Source organism: Amphibacillus xylanus NBRC 15112 (assembly GCF_000307165.1).
In the GTDB taxonomy this organism is placed as follows: Bacteria; Bacillota; Bacilli; order Bacillales; family Amphibacillaceae; genus Amphibacillus; species Amphibacillus xylanus.
The window spans coordinates 2,362,836-2,383,365 of sequence record NC_018704.1; the positions used below are offsets into that span (position 1 = coordinate 2,362,836).

The 20,530-nt window shown below is 36.9% G+C and carries 17 protein-coding genes and 1 pseudogene; 5 read left to right on the forward strand and 13 right to left on the reverse strand.

What is annotated here, in order from left to right; translation table 11 throughout:
* Window positions 1-17: 17 nt before the first annotated feature.
* From AXY_RS11280 to AXY_RS11320, 9 genes are all read right to left on the reverse strand, one after another.
* Window positions 18-1,805: an ABC transporter ATP-binding protein gene (locus AXY_RS11280; RefSeq protein ID WP_015010947.1), complete on the reverse strand. Its 1,788-nt coding sequence runs from the start codon at window positions 1,803-1,805 to the stop codon at window positions 18-20.
* Window positions 1,806-2,246: 441 nt separating this feature from the next.
* Entirely contained in the window at window positions 2,247-3,206 is a 960-nt protein-coding gene (locus AXY_RS11285; RefSeq protein ID WP_015010948.1) for an acetylxylan esterase, read from the reverse strand.
* A 23-nt stretch (window positions 3,207-3,229) separates the two neighbouring features.
* Window positions 3,230-4,243, reverse strand: a complete 1,014-nt coding sequence (locus AXY_RS11290; protein ID WP_015010949.1) for an aldo/keto reductase — start codon at window positions 4,241-4,243, stop codon at window positions 3,230-3,232.
* The gene (locus AXY_RS11295; protein WP_015010950.1) at window positions 4,224-5,198 is read right to left on the reverse strand and encodes a glycoside hydrolase family 113; all 975 of its coding nucleotides are present in this window, start codon (window positions 5,196-5,198) and stop codon (window positions 4,224-4,226) included. Before AXY_RS11295 ends, AXY_RS11290 begins: the two co-directional genes overlap by 20 nt.
* 24 nt (window positions 5,199-5,222) lie before the next feature.
* Complete coding sequence (locus AXY_RS11300) at window positions 5,223-6,152, reverse strand: glycoside hydrolase family 113 (RefSeq protein WP_015010951.1); 930 nt, start codon at window positions 6,150-6,152, stop codon at window positions 5,223-5,225.
* 75 nt (window positions 6,153-6,227) lie between these two features.
* Entirely contained in the window at window positions 6,228-7,253 is a 1,026-nt protein-coding gene (locus AXY_RS11305; protein ID WP_015010952.1) for a glycoside hydrolase family 130 protein, read from the reverse strand.
* A 30-nt stretch (window positions 7,254-7,283) separates the two neighbouring features.
* Window positions 7,284-8,117 (reverse strand): carbohydrate ABC transporter permease, encoded by an 834-nt coding sequence (locus tag AXY_RS11310; protein ID WP_041450379.1) that lies wholly within the window; start codon window positions 8,115-8,117, stop codon window positions 7,284-7,286.
* A 1-nt stretch (window position 8,118) separates the two neighbouring features.
* The gene (locus AXY_RS11315; RefSeq protein ID WP_015010954.1) at window positions 8,119-8,997 is read right to left on the reverse strand and encodes a carbohydrate ABC transporter permease; all 879 of its coding nucleotides are present in this window, start codon (window positions 8,995-8,997) and stop codon (window positions 8,119-8,121) included.
* A gap of 92 nt (window positions 8,998-9,089) precedes the next feature.
* On the reverse strand, window positions 9,090-10,469 hold the full coding sequence (locus AXY_RS11320) for an ABC transporter substrate-binding protein (protein ID WP_041450190.1): 1,380 nt from the start codon (window positions 10,467-10,469) through the stop codon (window positions 9,090-9,092).
* 340 nt (window positions 10,470-10,809) lie between these two features.
* Between AXY_RS11320 and AXY_RS11325 the strand changes: the two genes are divergently transcribed.
* Window positions 10,810-12,063, forward strand: a complete 1,254-nt coding sequence (locus AXY_RS11325; RefSeq protein ID WP_015010956.1) for an IS4 family transposase — start codon at window positions 10,810-10,812, stop codon at window positions 12,061-12,063.
* A gap of 380 nt (window positions 12,064-12,443) precedes the next feature.
* Here AXY_RS11325 and AXY_RS11330 read toward each other — a convergent pair whose 3' ends face one another.
* The 4 genes from AXY_RS11330 to AXY_RS11345 form a co-directional block, all read right to left on the reverse strand.
* On the reverse strand, window positions 12,444-13,028 hold the full coding sequence (locus tag AXY_RS11330; protein WP_015010957.1) for a hypothetical protein: 585 nt from the start codon (window positions 13,026-13,028) through the stop codon (window positions 12,444-12,446).
* 48 nt (window positions 13,029-13,076) lie between these two features.
* Window positions 13,077-14,096, reverse strand: coding sequence for a substrate-binding domain-containing protein (locus AXY_RS11335; RefSeq protein ID WP_041450191.1), 1,020 nt, complete (start codon window positions 14,094-14,096; stop codon window positions 13,077-13,079).
* A 280-nt stretch (window positions 14,097-14,376) separates the two neighbouring features.
* Window positions 14,377-15,558: a glycoside hydrolase family 130 protein gene (locus AXY_RS11340; RefSeq protein WP_015010959.1), complete on the reverse strand. Its 1,182-nt coding sequence runs from the start codon at window positions 15,556-15,558 to the stop codon at window positions 14,377-14,379.
* Window positions 15,545-16,723 carry an AGE family epimerase/isomerase gene (locus AXY_RS11345; protein WP_015010960.1) on the reverse strand — a complete coding sequence of 393 codons (1,179 nt, stop codon included), beginning with the start codon at window positions 16,721-16,723 and terminating at the stop codon, window positions 15,545-15,547. Before AXY_RS11345 ends, AXY_RS11340 begins: the two co-directional genes overlap by 14 nt.
* Before the next feature lie 187 nt (window positions 16,724-16,910).
* Between AXY_RS11345 and AXY_RS11350 the strand changes: the two genes are divergently transcribed.
* The 4 genes and pseudogenes from AXY_RS11350 to AXY_RS11365 all read left to right on the forward strand — a co-directional run bounded on the left by AXY_RS11350 (window position 16,911) and on the right by AXY_RS11365 (window position 20,530).
* The gene (locus AXY_RS11350) at window positions 16,911-17,267 is read left to right on the forward strand and encodes a PTS sugar transporter subunit IIB (protein ID WP_155835509.1); all 357 of its coding nucleotides are present in this window, start codon (window positions 16,911-16,913) and stop codon (window positions 17,265-17,267) included.
* A gap of 44 nt (window positions 17,268-17,311) precedes the next feature.
* A pseudogene (celB, locus tag AXY_RS11355) lies at window positions 17,312-18,604 on the forward strand (PTS cellobiose transporter subunit IIC).
* Window positions 18,605-18,823: 219 nt separating this feature from the next.
* A complete protein-coding gene (locus AXY_RS11360) occupies window positions 18,824-19,132 on the forward strand; it encodes a PTS lactose/cellobiose transporter subunit IIA (protein WP_015010964.1) in 309 nt (102 codons plus the stop codon).
* 12 nt (window positions 19,133-19,144) lie between these two features.
* Complete coding sequence (locus AXY_RS11365) at window positions 19,145-20,530, forward strand: glycoside hydrolase family 1 protein (RefSeq protein WP_015010965.1); 1,386 nt, start codon at window positions 19,145-19,147, stop codon at window positions 20,528-20,530.

The window sequence follows — 20,530 nt, forward strand, 5'->3', positions numbered from 1 at the left end:
TAGTTTTAAATCATTTATTAATTTTCATTAGATGCTTGTTGCATCTGATAAAATTCCCCTTTTAAATTAATTAATTCTTGATAATTACCCATTTCGACACAGCGCCCTTTTCTCATCACAACGATGCGATCAACATCTCGAATTGTTGATAATCGGTGGGCAACGATAAACGTTGTTTTACCTTTGATTAAATCTTTCATTGACTGTTGAATCATTCGTTCTGATTGATTATCAAGCGCAGATGTTGCCTCGTCTAAAACAATTAAATCAGGATTACGGATAAATGCTCTGGCTATCGCAATCCGCTGTCTTTGTCCACCCGATAGTCGATCCCCATGTTCACCAATCTTAGTCTCTATACCATCAGGTAAACTTGCAATCACATCTGTTAAATTCGCCAGTTTAACTGCCGCCGAGACTTGCTCATCAGTGGCTTCTGCGAGACCATAAGTAATGTTTTCTCGAATCGTTCCGGAGAATAGAATGGTATGTTGCGGTACCACAGCGAGTCGATGTCGATATTTTCGCATATTTAATTCATCCATCGGGATACCGTCAATTAAAATCCGCCCTTTAGTTGGTCGATAAAAACCAGTAACTAAATTAAGGATCGTTGATTTTCCAGCACCTGATTCACCTACAAATGCAATTGACTCACCTGGCTTCACATCTAAGTTAAAATTAGTCAATACATGCTGATCAGTATCTCGATAGTGAAAGTCGATCGCGTCAAAAGTGATTCGTCCCTCAATTTTATTAATTTTGGATTTACCTTGATATTCTTGAACATCTTGAGCAAATAAAATTTCAGAAACAGAATGAATCGATTCGAATCCTCTTGCTAATTGAGGATAAATGTTGATAACAGCAGAAATTGACATCAAGATTGACGTAAAATAACTTTGATATAAAATAACGTCCCCAACGGGAATTGATCCTTTAAAAGCAAGATAGACTGTGAACAACAAACAAATAACCTGGAACATTTGAAAACTGACCCAGTTTGTCGCTCCAAAGAAAGCCTCAAGAATATCTAATTTATAGCCCTTTCCTCTTACTCTTTGCACAAGCGCATCAATTTTATTAATTTCGACGTGCTCCAAGCCATGTGCTCGTGTCATCGGAATCATCTCTACTGTTTCGGCAACCTGGCCAGACATTTCCTCTATTTCTTGTCTAAATTCACGGTTCTTGCCACTTAATTTACCTCGGAATAAATAGACCAAAATGACTGAAATCGGAATTGCAATTAAATAGAAAGAAACAACCGTCAAACTTCTTGAACCTGTAACTACGATTGCAACAATAATATTCATTACAGCTGGCAGCACACCCAACATAATTTGTTTCGACATCATTTCAATCATCTCGACGTCCCTAAGAACTTTTGCCTGCAGACGCCCTGATTGCAGTTCATTATGATAAGAAATTGACAAATGTTGCAATTTCCTGATCAACGTACTTCTTAACCCCGCTTCAACGTGGCGAATTGCCTTTGACATAAAGCTAATATGCAGCATTTGCGAAGGTAAGTTTTGCAAGATGACAATGACTAAAATAATGACATTAATCCAAACATAACGGGTATCATATTGATTCGGTTCCGTTACAAAGTTAATTAAATTGGCTGTCACAATTGGTAATATCCAGACAGGTGAATGTTTAAGTACGAAAAATATGAATGAGATAAATAGTTTTAAATAGTGACCTGAATACAATATGTTTAAAACTTTAAATGAACGCCCTTTAATCGTTTCACTTTCTTGAAAGCGTTCTTCAAAATCTAGCGAGACACCCTTTTCCATGATCTATCCCCTTTCTATAAGTAACTAATAATAAGCTCGTTCAGGTTTTAGAGTATCCTCAACAAAATCAAGCTCAATTATTCAAATAAGACTGAGTTTAACTTAATTCGACGGCAGATTATTAACTTAATTAATTAATTAAACTATCATCAACATCTACTATAAAGGGTCTGCTTTAAAAAGTCTATCAATTTTGATAAATTAGGATAAACTATTGATAGTGATGATTTGATCGAATATGTAGCGTTTTCAAAATAAATGTGTTATGATTTATTTATAGTAACTTATCGATAACCTAATTTACAAGGAAATACTGTTATGTATCTTTATTAAATTAAATCAGGTGTCGATATTACAAAATGAATCTGTTACCCCTTTCATAATTATATAGATCAGAAAAGACCTCCTTTAATTGCCAATCGGGCAACTGGAGGTCTTTTCTTACAATTGCTTAAACCATTGGAGTGCTTGATCACCATGTCTCGGCAAAAATTCATGACCGTGTTCAGGATAAAAGGTCATTTCCTTATTTGCAGTTATTTTATTATAAGCAGCAAATTGCGTTGACGGTGGACAAATATGATCTCTTAATCCCGTCACCCATTGAACATCAGCTTTGATCCTTGGTGATAAATTTTGAATATCAATATAGCCGAGCCGATTAAAGACTTGATCAGCTGTCTGATGAGTCGGATCAACCGCTCGGAAATAATACGATAGCTCTTCATAAGCGGAGTTATTAACATCCATTTCCCAAGCACGCTTAAAATCAGCCAAAAACGGATGAACCGCATAAAGCTGTTTAATCCTCGGTTCAAGACTCGCACATGCAACTGCTAATGCCCCGCCTTGAGATTGACCATACGCACCAATACGTCCTTGATCTATATGTTCCATATTCATCAAAATCCAACTTGCTTGTACCGTATCAAGATAAACATGTCGGTAATAAAGCTGGTCAGGATTGTCATCATGCAAACCACGGATAATATGACCTTTTATTGTCGGCCCATTAACCGCAACTGTATCCGTTGATAACCCTCCTTGACCACGACAATCCAAAGCAATCACCGTAATCCCTTCAGCAGCATAAGCAATTTTATCTAACCAGTCACCACTATCAACGGTATAACCATGAAACATGACAACACCCTGCCCCGTCGAAAGGTTTTCTTTTGGACGAACATATTTGGCATGAACTTTCGCCCCACCAATTCCAGTAAAATAAAGATGATAGCAATCTGCAATCTGACTCTTAAAATCACTTTCAACTAATTGATAATCTAATGACTGTTGTTTTAATTCCTGAAGCGCTCTGTCCCAATATTGATCAAAATCAGCAGGTAAAGGGCTTTTTCCAGTATATTTGTATAATTCAGCTATTGACATATCAACATGCATACATGTTCCTCCACTCTTACTCGTTAATTCGACAAAATCAGTTCAATTTGGTCCATTTCATCTTTGGTAAACGTTAAATTTTGAATCGAAGCGACATTTTCAATTAACTGCTGCTTTGAACTGACACCAATCAAACTTGACGCAACACTTTTTTGTTGTAATGTCCATGCGATCGCTAATTGCGCCATTGTTTGATCTCTTTCTTTAGCAATTTGAGATAATCGTTGTACTTTTTTAATCCGATCCTGCGTTAATTGACCCCTTGATAAAGAATCAACATTCTGCGCCATTCTAGAGTTACTAGGAATATCATTTAAGTACTTTTCAGTCAGCAAGCCTTGGTAAAGTGGTTGATAGACAACCGCACCTTTGATTAATTTTTCTAGAACTGGAAATACATCCACCTCAGGCTGACGCAAAAACATCGAGTAGTTCAACTGGTTGCCGATAAAAGGTGTACCTAATGCGTCAAAAAACGAATCGATCTCCTCGATTGCTTCAGCAGGAAAATTAGAAACTCCGACGTAGAGTGCCTTCCCTTGCCTGACAACTTGATCAAGCGCATATGCCGTTTCCTCAATCGGTGTCTTCGGGTCATAGCGATGGGCATAATAAATATCGACATAATCTAAACCGAGACGACGCAAACTCTGATCTAAACTGGCAATCAAATGCTTGCGAGATAACCATTCACCGTACGGACCCGGCCACATGTCATAACCAGATTTTGTTGATATTAATAGTTCATCTCGATAACCAGCTAAGTTATCACGTAAAACTTGACCGAAAAATTCTTCCGCACTTCCATTTGGTTCACCATAATTATTCGCGAGATCGAAATGGGTAATCCCAAGATCAAATGCTGTTAAAATCGTTTCAGTCGCTTGATCAAAACGAGACGATTCACCAAAGTTGCGATATAAACCTAAAGAAATCACCGGAACTTTAAGACCTGAATGGCCTAACCGCCGATAAATCATCTCTTGATATCTACTAGGATTCGCTAGATGTGACAAACTATCTCCCTCGTTTCCCATTTAAATAAAACTCACGGACCACTTGCTCAGCTTTTTTACCATAAATATCAAACCAGTTATTCGTAGCAGCCTCTTCTAGAGGGTAAAGCTTTGTTGACCAATCCCACCAAAAGAATCCAGCAAACCAAGGTACATCCCAGAAAACCTCTAGAACAGATTGATAAAAATTAGCTTGCTCGTCTTGATCAACCGGTAAATCAACATGTTCAAAATCCCAAGGCATCGTCGCACACCCTTGCGCACTTCGACAACCAATTTCAACAAAGACGATTGGTTTATTGAACTTCTCATGTAGTTTAGCAAGCTTTTCCTTAACTGGCAACCAGTTTTTCTTCATGACTTCCACACTTTCACCTGGTTTATCTGCAACAGGATAATAAGCACTTGTCCCAATAAAATCAACAAGATTGAACCACTCAACTCCCTCTTCCTTACCGTGGTTTGCGTTGTAAATAATCGGTCCACTATAGTGCTGACGAACTTCCTCTATTACTTTTGTCCAATCAGATACACGATGTTCCGTCGCAACCATTTCACAACCAATCGTAAACATTTCACACGCTAACTCTTCGGCTAATTCAGCATAGTGATTCAAGAAATGTCGATAAGACTGAAACCACGCTTGCCATTTATCTTCTGCTTCTTCCGGAAACCCAATCCGAGCACGCCAAATTTGATCACGTGAATTAACTACAGGTTTTAAACAGACTTTTAAACCTAACTCTTTAGCCTGTTCAACTGCAAAAATAATATCACGATCCGTCATTGTATGATTATAATCAAATGTAATTTCAGTTGAACAATATGTTTCTTGATAAGTAAAAAAGGATAAAGCAATCCATTCACTACCTGTTTCCTTTAACTTTTTTAATGAATCAACTGCTTCTACTGTACGATAATCCCCCCGTTTACTTTCCCAACCATAAGTCATTCCTTTAATAAAAACTTCCTGCATCGATAAATCCCTCTTTCACCTATATTAACGTGATTGGTAATAAGCTTTAATAACCCGCTCCGCCGGCTTACCAAATACCCCGTAATCATCATTTTTAGTTGCATCTTTCTCGTCGTATAAATAGGTCTGCCAGTCCCATAAACCAAAACCACCAACCCACGATCTCGACGCTGTCTTTTCAAACATGACTTGGTAATAATCTGCTTGCTCTTGTAAATTAATCGCACCTTCTAAATCCCATTTATTCGGTAGTAAAGCAGAGCCAGAGCGACTTGGACAACCTGCCTCGACAAAGAAAAACGGTTTATCATATTGTTTTACGACCGCTTCAATCCGATCTAATTGTCGATCCCAATCATTTATCGGGTAATACCCACTAGATGAAATGACATCAAGTGCATCCCAAAACTTCACATTATCCTCTTGATACTTATCCGTATTATAAGTCACAAGACCTCGATAATCTTTACGCACTTCTGCGATGAGTTCACGCCATTTATCTTCTCTTCTTTCCGCTTGTACCATCTCACAACCAACGACAAACATTTCACAGTTCGTTTTTTCGGCAATTTTCGCATAATGTTTCTGATAATTAATATAACTTTCAAACCATTCATCCCACGTTGGTTCACCCGGAATATCCATATCAAAGAAATTAATATGAGCTCGCCACGTACCATTACGGCAATTTACTGTTGGCTTTAAAATTACTTTCAAACCTAAGGATTTCGCATAATCAATCAGCTCAATCAGTTCGTCATCATCAACCATGTGCGAGCCCTGAAAATCAACTTCAGTCGAGTGAGCCGTATCCTGCAACGCCGCTAAAGCAACAATTACATATTCACTCGCCGTTCTTTCTTGCATTAAGCGTAAACTCTCTTTCGCTCGCTCAGTTTTAAAGTAGCCTTTTTGGCTATCCCAACCAAATGTAAAACCCTTAATAAATTCCATCACAATCCCCCTAAAAACTCTTTATATTAATAAAGCTAGGAAAGTTTTTTTAACCTTTCCTAGCCGTTTATTTTTTTACATTTTTCCGATTTCATTATCTCCAGGTACAGCTTCATGAGTCGCTTTTGTATACTCAACAATTTCATCAACTGTCGTGTACGCTAAACCAACTCTTGTATCAGCAGAGCCGTAATAGATCGCAATCTTTCCTGTTTCCGCATCATGCAATGTCGCACATGGGAAAATGACATTATCTACAAAACCTGTTGTTTCATAACTTTCTTCAGGTGTTAAGACAAAGTTTTTCGAACGGTATTTGACCTTCGAAGGCTCATCAATATCTAAAATAGCCACACCCATACTGTAAACAAGACCATTACACGTACCTGTTACGCCATGGTAGAAAACTAACCAACCTTCACTCGTTTCAATCGGTGCAGGGCCGCCACCAATTTTAACGTTTTGCCACCAACCTTCAGCACCTTCACCAGTCATGACATGTCGATGCTTGCCCCAGTAAACAAGATCCGGACTTTCACTTAAGAAAATGTCACCAAACGGCGTATGCCCGCTATCACTTGGTCTGGACAGCATCACATAATTTCCATTGATCTTACGTGGGAATAATACACCATTACGGTTAAATGGTAAAAACGGATTCTCTAAACGAGTAAATGTTTTAAAATCTTTCGTTTCTGCTAAACCAATTGCAGCACCATAGAAATCTGTACACCAAATAATATAGTAAGTGTCTTCAACCTTTAGCAAACGAGGGTCATAAGCGTAATTCGGCTGGAATGGTTCGCCAGCTTCATTAACAAATTCAATTCGCTCTTCTTCGATCGTCCAATCTAAAGCATTATCACTATAACCTAAATGCAAGTGTGGTCGACCATTTGTTGTTTCTGCACGAAAGACACCAATGAATTTTCCTTCATACGGGATTACCGCACTGTTGAAAATTCGAGAAATATCTTTGGCAGGATTACGATCAATTACTGGATTTTGACTATGACGCCATACTGGCCCATGATAACCCTCAGGCTTATCTTCCCAAGGAATATTCGATAAATTATCTGCAATAATTTTTATTTTTGACATAATAACATTACATCCCTTCTAAAAACATTTTTATTTTACTGAACCACTTGTTAAACCATTGTAAATATATTTTTGTAAGAAAATAAATGCGATTAGCGTTGGGATAATCGCTATCATAACGCCCGCTGTAATAACTTCCCACTGCGCTCCAAATGGTCCTTGGAATTTAAATAGGGCTGTTGAAATAACCTGCAAGCTTGATTTTGGCATATAAAGAAACGGCGTATAGAAATCATTATAGATGTTGACACCTTTAATGATAAAAACAGTCACGACCGCCGGCTTTAATAACGGGAGAATAATCTTACGATAAATCGTAAAATAAGATGCTCCGTCAAGCATTGCTGACTCATCTAACGATACAGAAATTGAGTCCATAAATTGCAGGAAAATATATACCGCGATAATATCTGTCCCTAAGTAAAGGATAACCGCCGCCCAAATTGTGTTAAATAAACCTAATGTATGAACGATTTGAAACGTCGCAACTTGTGTTGTTACCGCCGGAATTAAAGTAGCAAGTAAAAATGCACCCAATATATATTGACTGCCTTTAAATTTAAAACGATGCAATACAAACGCAACCATCGAACCGATAATTGTTGTACCGATGACCGAAATGATTAAGATAATGACGGTATTTTTAAAACCAGTCAACATATTTCCATCAACAAAAGCTCTCATATAGTTATCAAAATTCGTCCAATCACTCGGTGGCGTTAATGGTCCCGTTGTCGTATATTCCGTACCCGTTTTAAATGATGCAAAGAAAACAGCAACAATTGGAATAATCGCGACAAAGGCACCCAACAAGAGGGAGCCATACTTACCAACTGAAGTTAAAGTTCTTTTCAATTTCATGATTTTACTCCCCCTCACCGAAAAACTTTTTCTGAATACTAGATACAATTACGACAATAATCAACAGAAGCACCGCCATGGCAGACCCTAATCCGATCTTACCGTACTTAAAGGCTGTATTGACAGTTTGGATCACGAAGGTCGCACTGCCATTCGCGCCTCCAGTCATAATATATGGAATCTCAAAGGCACTTAACGCACCACTTATTGCCAAAATTAAATTTAACGAAATGATAATTCTGATGCTCGGAAAAATAATATATCTAAATTGTTGCCAACGGTTGGCACCATCCATCTCTGCAGCTTCATAGATTTCGCCAGAGATTGAAGAAATCGCTCCTAAGAAAATAATGAAGTTAAAGCCCATGTAACGCCAAACAGATACACCCGCTAAAGAATAATTAATTACATTCGGATTTCCTAACCACTGTGTAATTAATCCCTCTAAACCAATTGCAGTTAGAACAGTATCAAGTGTTCCATCTGGTCTGAAGAAGAATAAGAACATAAAACCAATTGCTACACCATTCAATAAATAGGGGAAGAATAGAACCCCTTTAAAGAAATTTTTGAATTTAACTTTAAACGATAATATTGTTGCAAAGTATAACGCTATCGCCAATTGAATAAATGTTGCAAAAAAGTAATACAAACTCACTTTAAAAACTCTAAAGTATTCTGGATCGGTAAAAATTGTTTTATAATTTTCAAAACCGAGAAACTCTTTTGCACTATAGCCGTTCCAATCAGTAAAACTATACCAAATCATATTAAGAACTGGTAAATAAGCGAATAACGCTAATAATCCCAATGGAACAACGAGAAAAGAAACGATGATAATTTTTTTCTGAGTTTCATAAGATAATCGAGATAACCCAAACAAGCGCCGCACCTCCCTGTATTTCTGCAAATCCTAAAGTAATTTGAGGAAAGCACGTTAAGTGTGCTCTCCTCAAGTCTATTTCTTATAAAAAATTATTCAACAATTTTGTTGTACGCTTCTTCCCAAGCGTCGTTCCATCGATTCATAACATCATCAAATGACATGTCACGGTTTCCAATTGCAGCTTCAATTAGAATTTGTTTCTCATCTTCCAACCAAAGACCAACTTCAGACTCTTTATCAATTTCGTCTAATAAGCCTAACTTGTCTTCTGGTGATGGTGTTAACATGACAAACTCTGCACCAGCTTCTTCAGCTTCTGCTAATGCATCTGGACGAGGTACATCTACTGAAGCACTGATACCACCAGCTTGCTCAACAGAATAACCTGACTTGTGGATGAAGTAATCAACCCACGCAAAAGCAGCATCTTTGTTATCACTAAATTTACTTACTGAGATATTCATGTCAGCACCCATTGAGAACAGTGTACGTTCTGCATCTGATGGGAATGCCATAATCGCAATATCATCACCATTTGGTCCAGCATCTTGGATTTGCTCTAAAGCCCATGAACCTAAGACCATTGTTGCAATTTCACCATTGTTCATCATCACTTTCGATGACTCCCAATCCGTCGTTAATGGATCTGCTTCAATTAAACCTCGCTTAGCTACTTCATACATTAATTTGTAGTGCTCATAATGTGGATCTCCAGCGTCAAATGGACGTGGGTCATCTAAAATATCAACGTTGTAATAGTCTTCGCTACCCGCCGTTGACGTTACAGCACCTTCCCACTGCGCTAATGGCCATGCATCAGCATAGTTTGTATACAACGGAATAGCATCCGTATTATCTTTAACTAATTGTAAAGCTGCAAGGAATTCTTCTTGTGTTGTAGGTAATTCCTCAACACCCGCTTCTTCAAAAACAGCTTTGTTATAAATAACACCTGTATAAGTTAAAGCAATTGGAATACCGTAGACAGTACCGTTCACCGCACGCTCTTCTACACCTAAATATCTATTATTCATCTCTTCAATAGGCCCAAATGGCTCGAAAAAGTTCGGAATATCTTGGATTGGTACTTGGATCGGCAAGTACTGAACATCACCAAAGTCTTCAGTATTAATACGCGGCATAATTTCACCACCATAATCAGCCAACGCTTCAAATTCAACAGTTACATTAGGATACATAGCCTCGAATTCTGCTTTGTAGTCTTGATAAACACTATCTACAATATCTGTACGGTGTGTAATAACAACTAGATCTCCCTCTATCTCTTCTGGATCTAATTCTTTCCACTGCTCGTAAGGAAGAAGATCACTATCTGTTGTCTCATCAGTCTTTCCTTCTGTTCCGTTTGAATCATCTGTATCAGCCGATGAATCATCATTTGAGCCACAAGCTGCTAAAAATAAAACCATCAGAACACTAAGTAATAAAGTAATCAGTTTTTTATTCATTTCCTTAACACCCATCCTTTTTTATTTTTTAGCTTAATATTAGGTTATCGCTAAGCTAATAAGTCCATTTTATAGTGAAAACGGTTACTAGTCAACAGTTTATTTAAACTTTTTTTATTATTATCACTTATCACTTATCCAAAACCTGTCTAATCCCACCTTTATCAAGCGTTAAATACATTAAAAAAGTTCATATTCAATTAGTCACAATCATTAGTATTGCATAAACATATTTCCGAAATGTCAAGTGGTTATTCGAAATATTTCTAAAAACAGAAAAAACTCCTTATAATTAGGTTTGGTAGCTCTGTCCAAATCCCAAAAAATAAGGAGCAATCACATGGACAAGAATACCACAAAATCTACAATTAGTGAACTAATTAAACTGATTAATGAACGAACATTTTTAGAGTTAAGCAACGGCATGGATATCGATAAGTATGTCAAAAAGCTGACGGCTTACCGATTCTTTCAACTCATGATCATGGCACAAATTTATGAAATTAAAAGTTTAACAAGTGTTTCGAAACAAACGAAAGATAAGCAAGACATGAAACGACAATTAGCGTTTGAAAGTATCAGTACGTCTCAATTGTCTCGAAAATTAAGTCAATTACCATCTGTACTATTCGAGAATACTTTCTTATATTTAACAAATAAAATCCAACTGAAAATGTCTTATTCGTCACCACTTATTCGTCATATTACCCGTTTAAAAGTGATTGATTCAACGACAATGAGCATGTGTCTTAGCCAATATCCTTGGGCGACATTTCGAAAGACGAAAGCAGGTGTTCGACTACATGCGAGAGTCGTTGTTACCAAAGATGACACGATACCTGATCGAGCGAAGTTATTACCAGCGATCCATTCGGACCGCTCACAAATGGACGAATTAATCGATACTGATTTAGACACCATTTACTTATTTGATCGAGGTTACATCGACTATAAGCAATTTGAAAAGCTTTGTCTTTCGGAAACACAATTTTTGACACGGCTCAAAAAGAATGCTGAAATCGAAGTCCTTTCAGAACAAGTTCCTGATCCAGATCAGCTTATTTTTAAAGACCAAGATGTCTATTTAGGTAACGACGTATCTGGAACGAAAATGAGTCAGCCACTACGATTAATTGAAACAGAAGACGCCGAAGGCAACAGCGTTACGATTGTAACAAATTGTTTTGGGCTATCCGCCAAAGAAATTGGTGATCTCTATCGTTATCGCTGGAAAATAGAAACGTTTTTCAAATGGATGAAACAACATTTAAAACTAAAAACATTTTATGGTAAAAGTCAAAATGCGGTTTACAATCAAATCTGGATTGCCTTAATTACTTACTGTTTAACCGTTTTAATCCAACATAATACGGGTCACAGTGGCCAGCTTCTCGATGTCAAAAAAACGTTGGAGAATCTGTTGTTCGAAAGTTACGAGACGTTTGTCAAAGCATTGTTTCGCCCACCTACACGCACTTCGAAAGGCCGACGGAAATATGATTTTGAACACGAATTTCGCATCCTTATGAAACAATACAGCGAAGGCGAGGTGGATCACTTAGATACACTTGATTTTGACCCATTGTTTGTTTAATAAATAATTATATTCCAAATTGTGGATAAGAGCTACTCTTCGTTCACTGTTCACTTTTTTTAATTTAAAAACAAAATGAAGATGGTAAATTTTAACTTCAAGTAACTTAAGAGTAATTTATTGATTTGACAAGTGAACAACACTTTTATGCAACGCTAATGAGTCATAATAAATTAAATTAGGTTGTTATTAAGCGATTATTAGGTTATCACCTTCTTCTTTCTTCTTTCCCGAACTACTTTATCCTAAACTTATTTAACTTGAGGATAAAAGATAAACAATTAGGTTCATATTTCATCTTGTTAATTGATTGATAATTCCGTACAACAAAAAAAATAGAGCACAGTTACACGCTCTAGGTAAGTATTTGCATCTCCGATTTAATTATGCAGTTTCTTAGGGAATACATAGACAACCATTAGTCCAAATAACAGCGGTGATAAGACAATAAATAAAATAAGATTATAAAAAGCTAACCATAACATCAATACAAATAAAACAACAATTGATACGGTAATACTCAAATTTTTAACCACACTGACAAACCCTAATGCAAACGAAGTCTTGATTTCGTTTGTTTTAAAAGCAAAATAAAAAGTTGCATAACTAACCGTCGTATATAGCAACAATGAAAAGTAACTAACGATTCCGATCCATATCCAATTCGCCTCAGCTTTATACAAAAAGAAGATTACTGTTGCTAATAAAATGAACATAAAGCTAATTAAGAACGAACTCAATTTATGATGTTGATATTTTTTATAGTTTTGTTGATAGACCTGTTTCAATTCTGATTCAGCATATTCTGGATTTTGCTTCATATGATCGAGCGTTAAATATAAAGCGACTAACGCTGGAATAAGGGCATAGATAAATATCCCCTTCAATAAACCGAGCCAGAAATAAAAACTTACTAGCATATAATGGTACAACTTAATGACGAGTCCTGCTATTTTATTATTCAAACAATCACCTTCATTCATATCAAACAAAAGCTAAGAAGGATGAATGATTCACTCATCTCGTCCTAGCTTTTTAACGGAATTCCGCTTAATTATATTTCCTTTTACCGACATACGGCCATAACGTTTATTCTCCCCTTGAACCTTCCTGACAATTAACCGAACAGCTTGCTTGACCATCTCATCAACATCAACGTCTACTGTCGTCAATTGCGGATTAGTAATTGTCGCATAGATGTCATTATCAAAACCTACAACGGAAAAATCTTCAGGAACTCGATAACCGATATCATTTAGTTTACTAACTAATTCATGGGCTACTTGATCACAATTACAAACAAAAGCTGTTGGTAATTGTTCAGGGAGATTAAACTCAATAAATTTACCCTTCTCATCACGATCGTTAATAATAAATTCATCATTTAACTTTATATGGTGCTCCAATAATGATTTATAATAGCCTAAGAACCGATCCTGAATACTACTTGTAGAATACAGATTTCCGACGTAACCGATTTCTTGATGCCCTTCAGCTATTAAGTAGTTCGTAATGTCATAAGCCCCATAAAAGTTATCTGTTATAACAGAATCAATTTCATCGTGTTCATCATAAAAGTCGAGAAAAACAATTGGCATATCAATTTCTTTGACAACTTTAATATAATCACTCGTTAGTTGCCCAAGAAATATAATGCCATCAACCTTCTTCTCTTGATAAATTTTCGGCAAATTCAGTGCCTCTTCATCTTCATTCGATAATATATTCATAATACCATAGTAGCCATAGCCCTCTAAGGTAGTCGTTATTTTTTGATAGGCTCTAAAGTAAACAGATTGAGAAATCCCACCCGAAAAACGCTCAGGCATTATAATACCAATGTTATATGACATTCCATTTTTCATCGATTTAGCCATGGTATTATAGCGGTAACCCATTTCATCAGCTAATCGTTTAATCTTTTCTTTTAACTTATCACTGACGCCATCCTTATCATTTAAGGCTTTTGACACAGTAACACTGCTGACCCCAATTCGATCAGCTATATCCTTCATTGTTACATTTTTCTTCACGACTTACCATTTCCCATCTCTCCACATCTGTAATAAACGTGCTTTTTATTAAAAAGCCGAACGATTAATAAACTTAACTTAGTCGCTCGGCTAAACTAACTGAACTTTTAACTTAATTCTACCAAAAGAAGTTTATGTTAGCAATGATGATAGCAAAATAAGTTGTATTTTGTCAGTGGCTTTATCATAATTTTCTAAGAGATCAGATTTATTTAAGTCGTGATCTGTAAATTACCACTTTAACCAAAAGTTTGTTCGTTAATACACTGCAATTCAAATGTTATTTTGTTTGCTCTAGTAATGCTTCGTTTTGCTCAATTAGTTGTTTTCTTTGTTCAGCGTTCTCAATTGATCTGAATGGATCTGCTGGTGTATTAAATGTGTAGTCGACTAATTTATCAATTGTTGTCGTTGCCACATGTGTCCGCGTATCACTTGAAGCATAATAAATAAATACTTCATCATTATCATTTACAATCGCTCCGTTACAGAAAATAACGTTTGAAACATCCCCTACACGCTCATCATCGTAAGGCGCAATAAAATGTCCACCTGGTTCAGCGATCACTTTTTTCGGATCAGCTAAGTCAGTAGCAAATGTATAAAGCACATAACGTAGACCGTCTGCCGTATTTCTTACACCATGAGCAATATGAATCCAACCTCTGTCCGTTTTAATCGGAGCAGGACCTTGACCATTCTTTGCTTCATAAACAGTATGATATTTTCTCTCATGCAAGACAATTTCCTCATCAATTACTGGATTTTCAATATCATCGCAGACCCCAAATGCAATCCCGCCACCAGTACCCGTTGAAATAAAACCATCTTGTGGGCGAGTATAGAAAGCATACTTTCCATCAACAAATTCTGGATGTAAAACAACATTACGTTGTTGTGGAGAAGGTGTTTTAATATTCGGTAGTCGTTCCCATGTTTTTAAGTCTTTTGTTCTTACTAGAGCCGCTTGAGCAACTGCACTAGATGTATCTGATGCCGAAACATCTGGATCTTTACTTTCAGAACAATAAATACCATAAATATGGCCATCTTCATGCTTTACAAGGCGCATATCGTACATATTCGTTTCTTCTTTATCGATATCTTCCCAAGTTAATGGTGTACCAATAAATCTGAAATTATCAATGCCATTATCACTCACAGCAAGTGTGAAAATTGACTTACGATCTAACCCCTCCGTACGAACAACTAAATAGTATTTGCCTTCAAAATAAATTGCACCCGCATTAAATGTCGAGTTAATACCAAGTCGCTCTTGGAAATTTGGGTTAGTTTCTTTATTCAAATCAAAACGCCAATGGATCGGTACATGATGACGAGTCACAACTGGATATTGGTAACGGTCATAAACCCCATTATAAAATTGCTGATCTTTTTTATTTTTCCTTGTAATTAGCTTCTCTTGCTCTTCTAATAGTTGATAATATTTATTGTGGATCATTTTTATCCATCCTCTCAATTAATTCTAATGCCATCCGTGCATTGTGATATGATGCTTTCCATGGTTCAACTAAATCTCTTGCAGTCGGTGTTCCATCCGGCTCAATTGACCAATACCACTCACCACCTGGACGCGGATCATGAATGGACGCTTTAATGTAATTCCATAGTCCGTCAATTCGATCTAAAAATACGTGATCTCCTGTTCGCTGATAGGCATTATAGAAGCCAACAATCGCTTCTGCCTGAACCCACCAAACACGCGTATAGTCTAACTTCCCATTTTCCTCCTCATTAATCAATGAACCATCTGGTTGCATCGCATAATTAGAGATATTGTAGGAAATATCAATAATCATCTGATGATATTGTTCGTTTTCAATACCTAATGTACGAATCGTATCATCCATGAGCCATGCCGCCTCTATATCATGACCAAATGATTTCAAATCAATAATACTATTCCATTGCTTATCAAAAAATACACCTAAAAAATGCGTATCATTTTGATAAATTTTTTCATAATGAATTTGTAACAACGCTTCTAATCGTGCCTTTAGTTCTGGAGTTGGATAAGCTTTATATAAATTCGTATAGGCTTCCAAAATATGAATGTGTGTGTTCATCGTGATTTCAGCGATCACACCGTTTTCACTTAACATTTCATTTGGAACCTCTTCCCACTCACGATTAAACTCTTCTTTATAAGCTTGGCTTGCTTGATCAAATCCAACTGTTTCCATTAACTCGTATATTTCTAATGCTAAATCAATCACTTCTTGTTTCTTCGTCACACGATAATATTCACTCAATGCATAAACAGCAAATGATTGAGCGTAAATATGCTTGCGTGTATCTTTTGGTTGACCTTGATAATCTAACAACCAATAGATTCCTTTATACTCACGATCAATTAACTTCTCTGTTAAAAACTGATACATATGATTGGCCATTTCAAGATATTGTTTATCTTTAGTCACACGATAAGCAGCTGAAAATGTCCATAAAAATCGTGTTGTTACGATGCCACCCTTATCAGCATTTTGGTCAACATTTAAATCAAAATCAACTCTCCCGTATAGACCGCCGTGCGTTTCATCCTTAAGTTTCATCCAAAAGGGTAAGATTCGTTCCGTTAATTCTCGTTCCATTTCTTCTCTAAGCACGAAACCCCTCCTAACTTTTATTAGTTAATCGATAACCTAATAATTTAATTCTAAGTAAATTTAACTAAACTGTCAACAGTAAGCGATTTCCTGTTTTAATTTCGCTTCTTTATTATTAGTATGCTAACAATTTCCGTTACTATAATGGAAATATAACACGTGGTAATGTAAGCGCTTATTCCATAAAATCAAAGGTGAAAGGAATTTAATTATTTTAAATGGAGGTCATTCAATGAAAAGAATTTTATTAGCTTGCTCTTCAGGCATGTCAACAAGTCTATTAGTATCAAAAATGGAAGAAGAAGCAAAGGCACGTAATCTAGACGTCAAGATTTGGGCAGTCGCGCAAGACAAAGCGCCCGAAGATATGAAACAAGCAGACGTCCTGTTAATTGGCCCTCAAATGCGCTTTATGAAGAAAAAGTTTTCTAAAGTCGCCGAGGAGGTTGGTATTCCATTAGATGTAATTGATCCTGTTTCATATGGCAGAATTGATGGGAAGGCAGTTCTAGATGCCGCTTTAAATTTAATTGAGCAAGGATAATTTTAGTTAACCTAAATGGTTCAATCAAAAAAGAGGATTCTATCATGAACAATGCTTTTATGGATAAGCTCGAAAACGTGCTTATGCCTGTTGCTGACAAGTTAAATAACAATCGTTATTTAACCGCCTTACGGAATGGTTTTTTAGTTGCTTTACCACTGATTGTCTTTGGTTCTATTTTCGTCGTTATAGCAAACCTACCCTTTATTGATGGTTGGATCGGCGAGGAAGCTTATGCCACATTTCAAAATGCTTTAGGACCTGCCTCTGCCGCAACTCTGAGTATTATGGGACTATTCGTTATTTTAGGAATCGGTTATAAAATGGTCGAGGAAAGAGGGGGCGAATCAATTTATGGCGTAGCTGTTGCGCTCGGAGCTTTCTTAATTCTGACACCACAAGTGTTAGATGAAACTTCAGGCGTTATCCCCACATCAGCACTTGGTGTACAGGGCTTATTCTTAGGAATCTTTACTGCTTTTATCGCAGCAGAGCTGTATCAGTTTTTTGTGAGGAAAAAATTGACGATCAAAATGCCCGATGGTGTACCTGGGTCAGTTTCACGTTCTTTTAGCTCATTAATTCCGATTGCTTTCACGTTAACGATCTTTTTAGTAGTACGAATCATCTTTAGCTATACACCTTTTGAAACAGTCCAAAACTTTATTTATACAATTATCCAAGAGCCGTTAACAGTTTTAGGAAGTGGTCTTCCAGCTACACTTGTTGCGATTTTATTAATTCAAATCTTTTGGTTCTTTGGTTTACACGGACAAATTATTATTAACTCGGTACTTGACCCAATCTGATTTAGTTTAAATGATCAAAACTTCCAGGCTTTTCAAGCGGGTGAAGAATTACCAAATATCGTGACTAAGCAATTTATAGATACATTTATTGTTGGTATTGGTGATTCTGGGATGACTTTAGCCGTTTTACTCGCAATTTTCATGATCGCAAAAAGTAGACAAATGCGTGAAATGGGTAAACTTGGGATCGGATCTGGTATTTTTAACGTAAATGAACCCGTCATTTTCGGTTTGCCGATTATTATGAATCCACTTGCGATCATTCCATGGTTGCTCGCACCAGTCGTCGTTGGTGCAGTCACTTATTTTGCCATGTCAATTGGATTCGCACCTAGGCCTGCAGGAGTGATTGTTCCATGGACGACACCTGCTCTATTAAGTGGTTACCTCGCAACGGGTAATAATATTATGGGTTCAGTGATGCAACTGATAAATATGGTGATTGTCTTTACGATTTGGTTCCCATTCCTTAAAATAATGGATAAACAGTATTATGAAAATGAACGAAGCGAGAAAATAGTAAGCTAATAAAGTGAAACTTCAATCAGTGCGGGCTTCACTGATTGTTAGTTGAACCAATCGGGCAGCTACTGTCAGTTGATCTCCCACTTATGCCCCTTAGCTTCCATCGAATGCTTGAAGTGGGAGTCTTACTGACAGTTGCACTGCGATAAAAATTAAGGTGGGCTGGTTCCTTACCTCCCACCTTTTCACTTAATTAAAAACAGACATTATAGGAGGACAACTATGGAATCAACGATAACTGAAACAGCATTTCAAATCATCTTACATGCCGGAAACGGAAAAGCAAATGCGATGGAGGCAATTCAGGAGGCAAAATCAGGTGATTTTGAAGCAGCCGATAAAAAAATAACGGAAGCAAATATCGATTTAAGAAAAGCACATCAATTTCAAACAAAATTACTTCAGGATGAAGCAAACGGTTCAGATAAAGAGATTACCATCATCTTAATTCACGCTCAAGATCATTTAATGACGTCAATGACCGTTCGTGATTTAGCGATTGAAATGATCGATTTATACCGAAGATTATAGGGAGGATCACTGATGACATTAAACTACTCATTTCCAGAAAACTTTTGGTGGGGTAGCGCATCATCCGCTCCACAATCTGAAGGATCACATAATGGAATAAAAGGCAGAGATATTTGGGATCACTGGTACCAAACAGAGCCTAACCGCTTTTTCGATCAAATTGGACCGAGTCAAACATCTGACTTTTTTATTCATTATCGACAAGATATCGAACGAATGAAGCGCATCGGCCATAATAGCTTTAGGTTATCGATCTCATGGGCACGTCTGATCCCAGGCGGAACTGGTGAAGTCAATCAAGAAGCAGTGCAGTTTTACAATGATGTGATTAATCAGTTACTCGCTCATAAAATTGAACCATTTGTTAACTTATTTCACTTCGATATGCCACTTGAATTACAAAACATTGGCGGTTGGGAAAATCGAAAAGTAATTGACGCCTATACTAAGTACGCTGAGATTGCTTTTAATCTCTTTGGCGATCGGGTTAAAAAATGGTTTACCTTTAACGAACCTATCGTTCCTGTTGAGGGTGGATACTTATACGATTTTCACTATCCTAATATCATTGATTTCAAAAAGGCAATTCAAGTCGCTTATCATACGATGATCGCCCATAAACAGGCAGTGCAAATCTATCATAAAAATCAGGATGGAGAGATTGGGATTATTTTAAATTTAACTCCCTCCTATCCACGGAGTCAACATCCAGCTGACTTAAAGGCAGCCAACATTTGCGATTTGATTTTTAATCGAAGTTTTCTTGATCCCGCTGTTAAAGGGACATATCCACATGAATTGATTGAGCTTTTAGCTGACTATGATTTGTTGCCAGAAACAGAACCTGGTGATAATCAGCTAATTGAAAGTAATAAAATTGATCTTTTGGGCGTTAATTATTATCAGCCGAGGCGGGTAAAGGCCAAAGAGGACTTACCAAATCCCGATAGTCCGATTATGCCCGAATGGTTCTTTAGTTATTATGAGATGCCTGGTCGAAAAATGAACATGTATCGTGGCTGGGAAATCTACGAAAAAGGAATCTATGATATTATGATTAACCTGAGGGATAACTACGATAACATCCGATCATTCATTTCAGAAAATGGGATGGGCGTTCAAGACGAAGAGCGCTTCTTAAAAAATGGTCAAATCGAAGACGATTATCGAATTGAGTTTATTAAAGAACATTTAAAATGGTTACACAAAGCTATCGAAGCTGGTTGCAATGTTAGAGGTTATCACCTATGGACATTTATCGACAATTGGTCTTGGATGAACGCTTATAAAAATCGTTACGGTTTTTACTCTGTCAATATCAAAACACAAGAACGAACCGCAAAGAAAAGCGCCTACTGGTTTGCGGAAATTGCTAAGCAAAATGGATTTAACGATTAA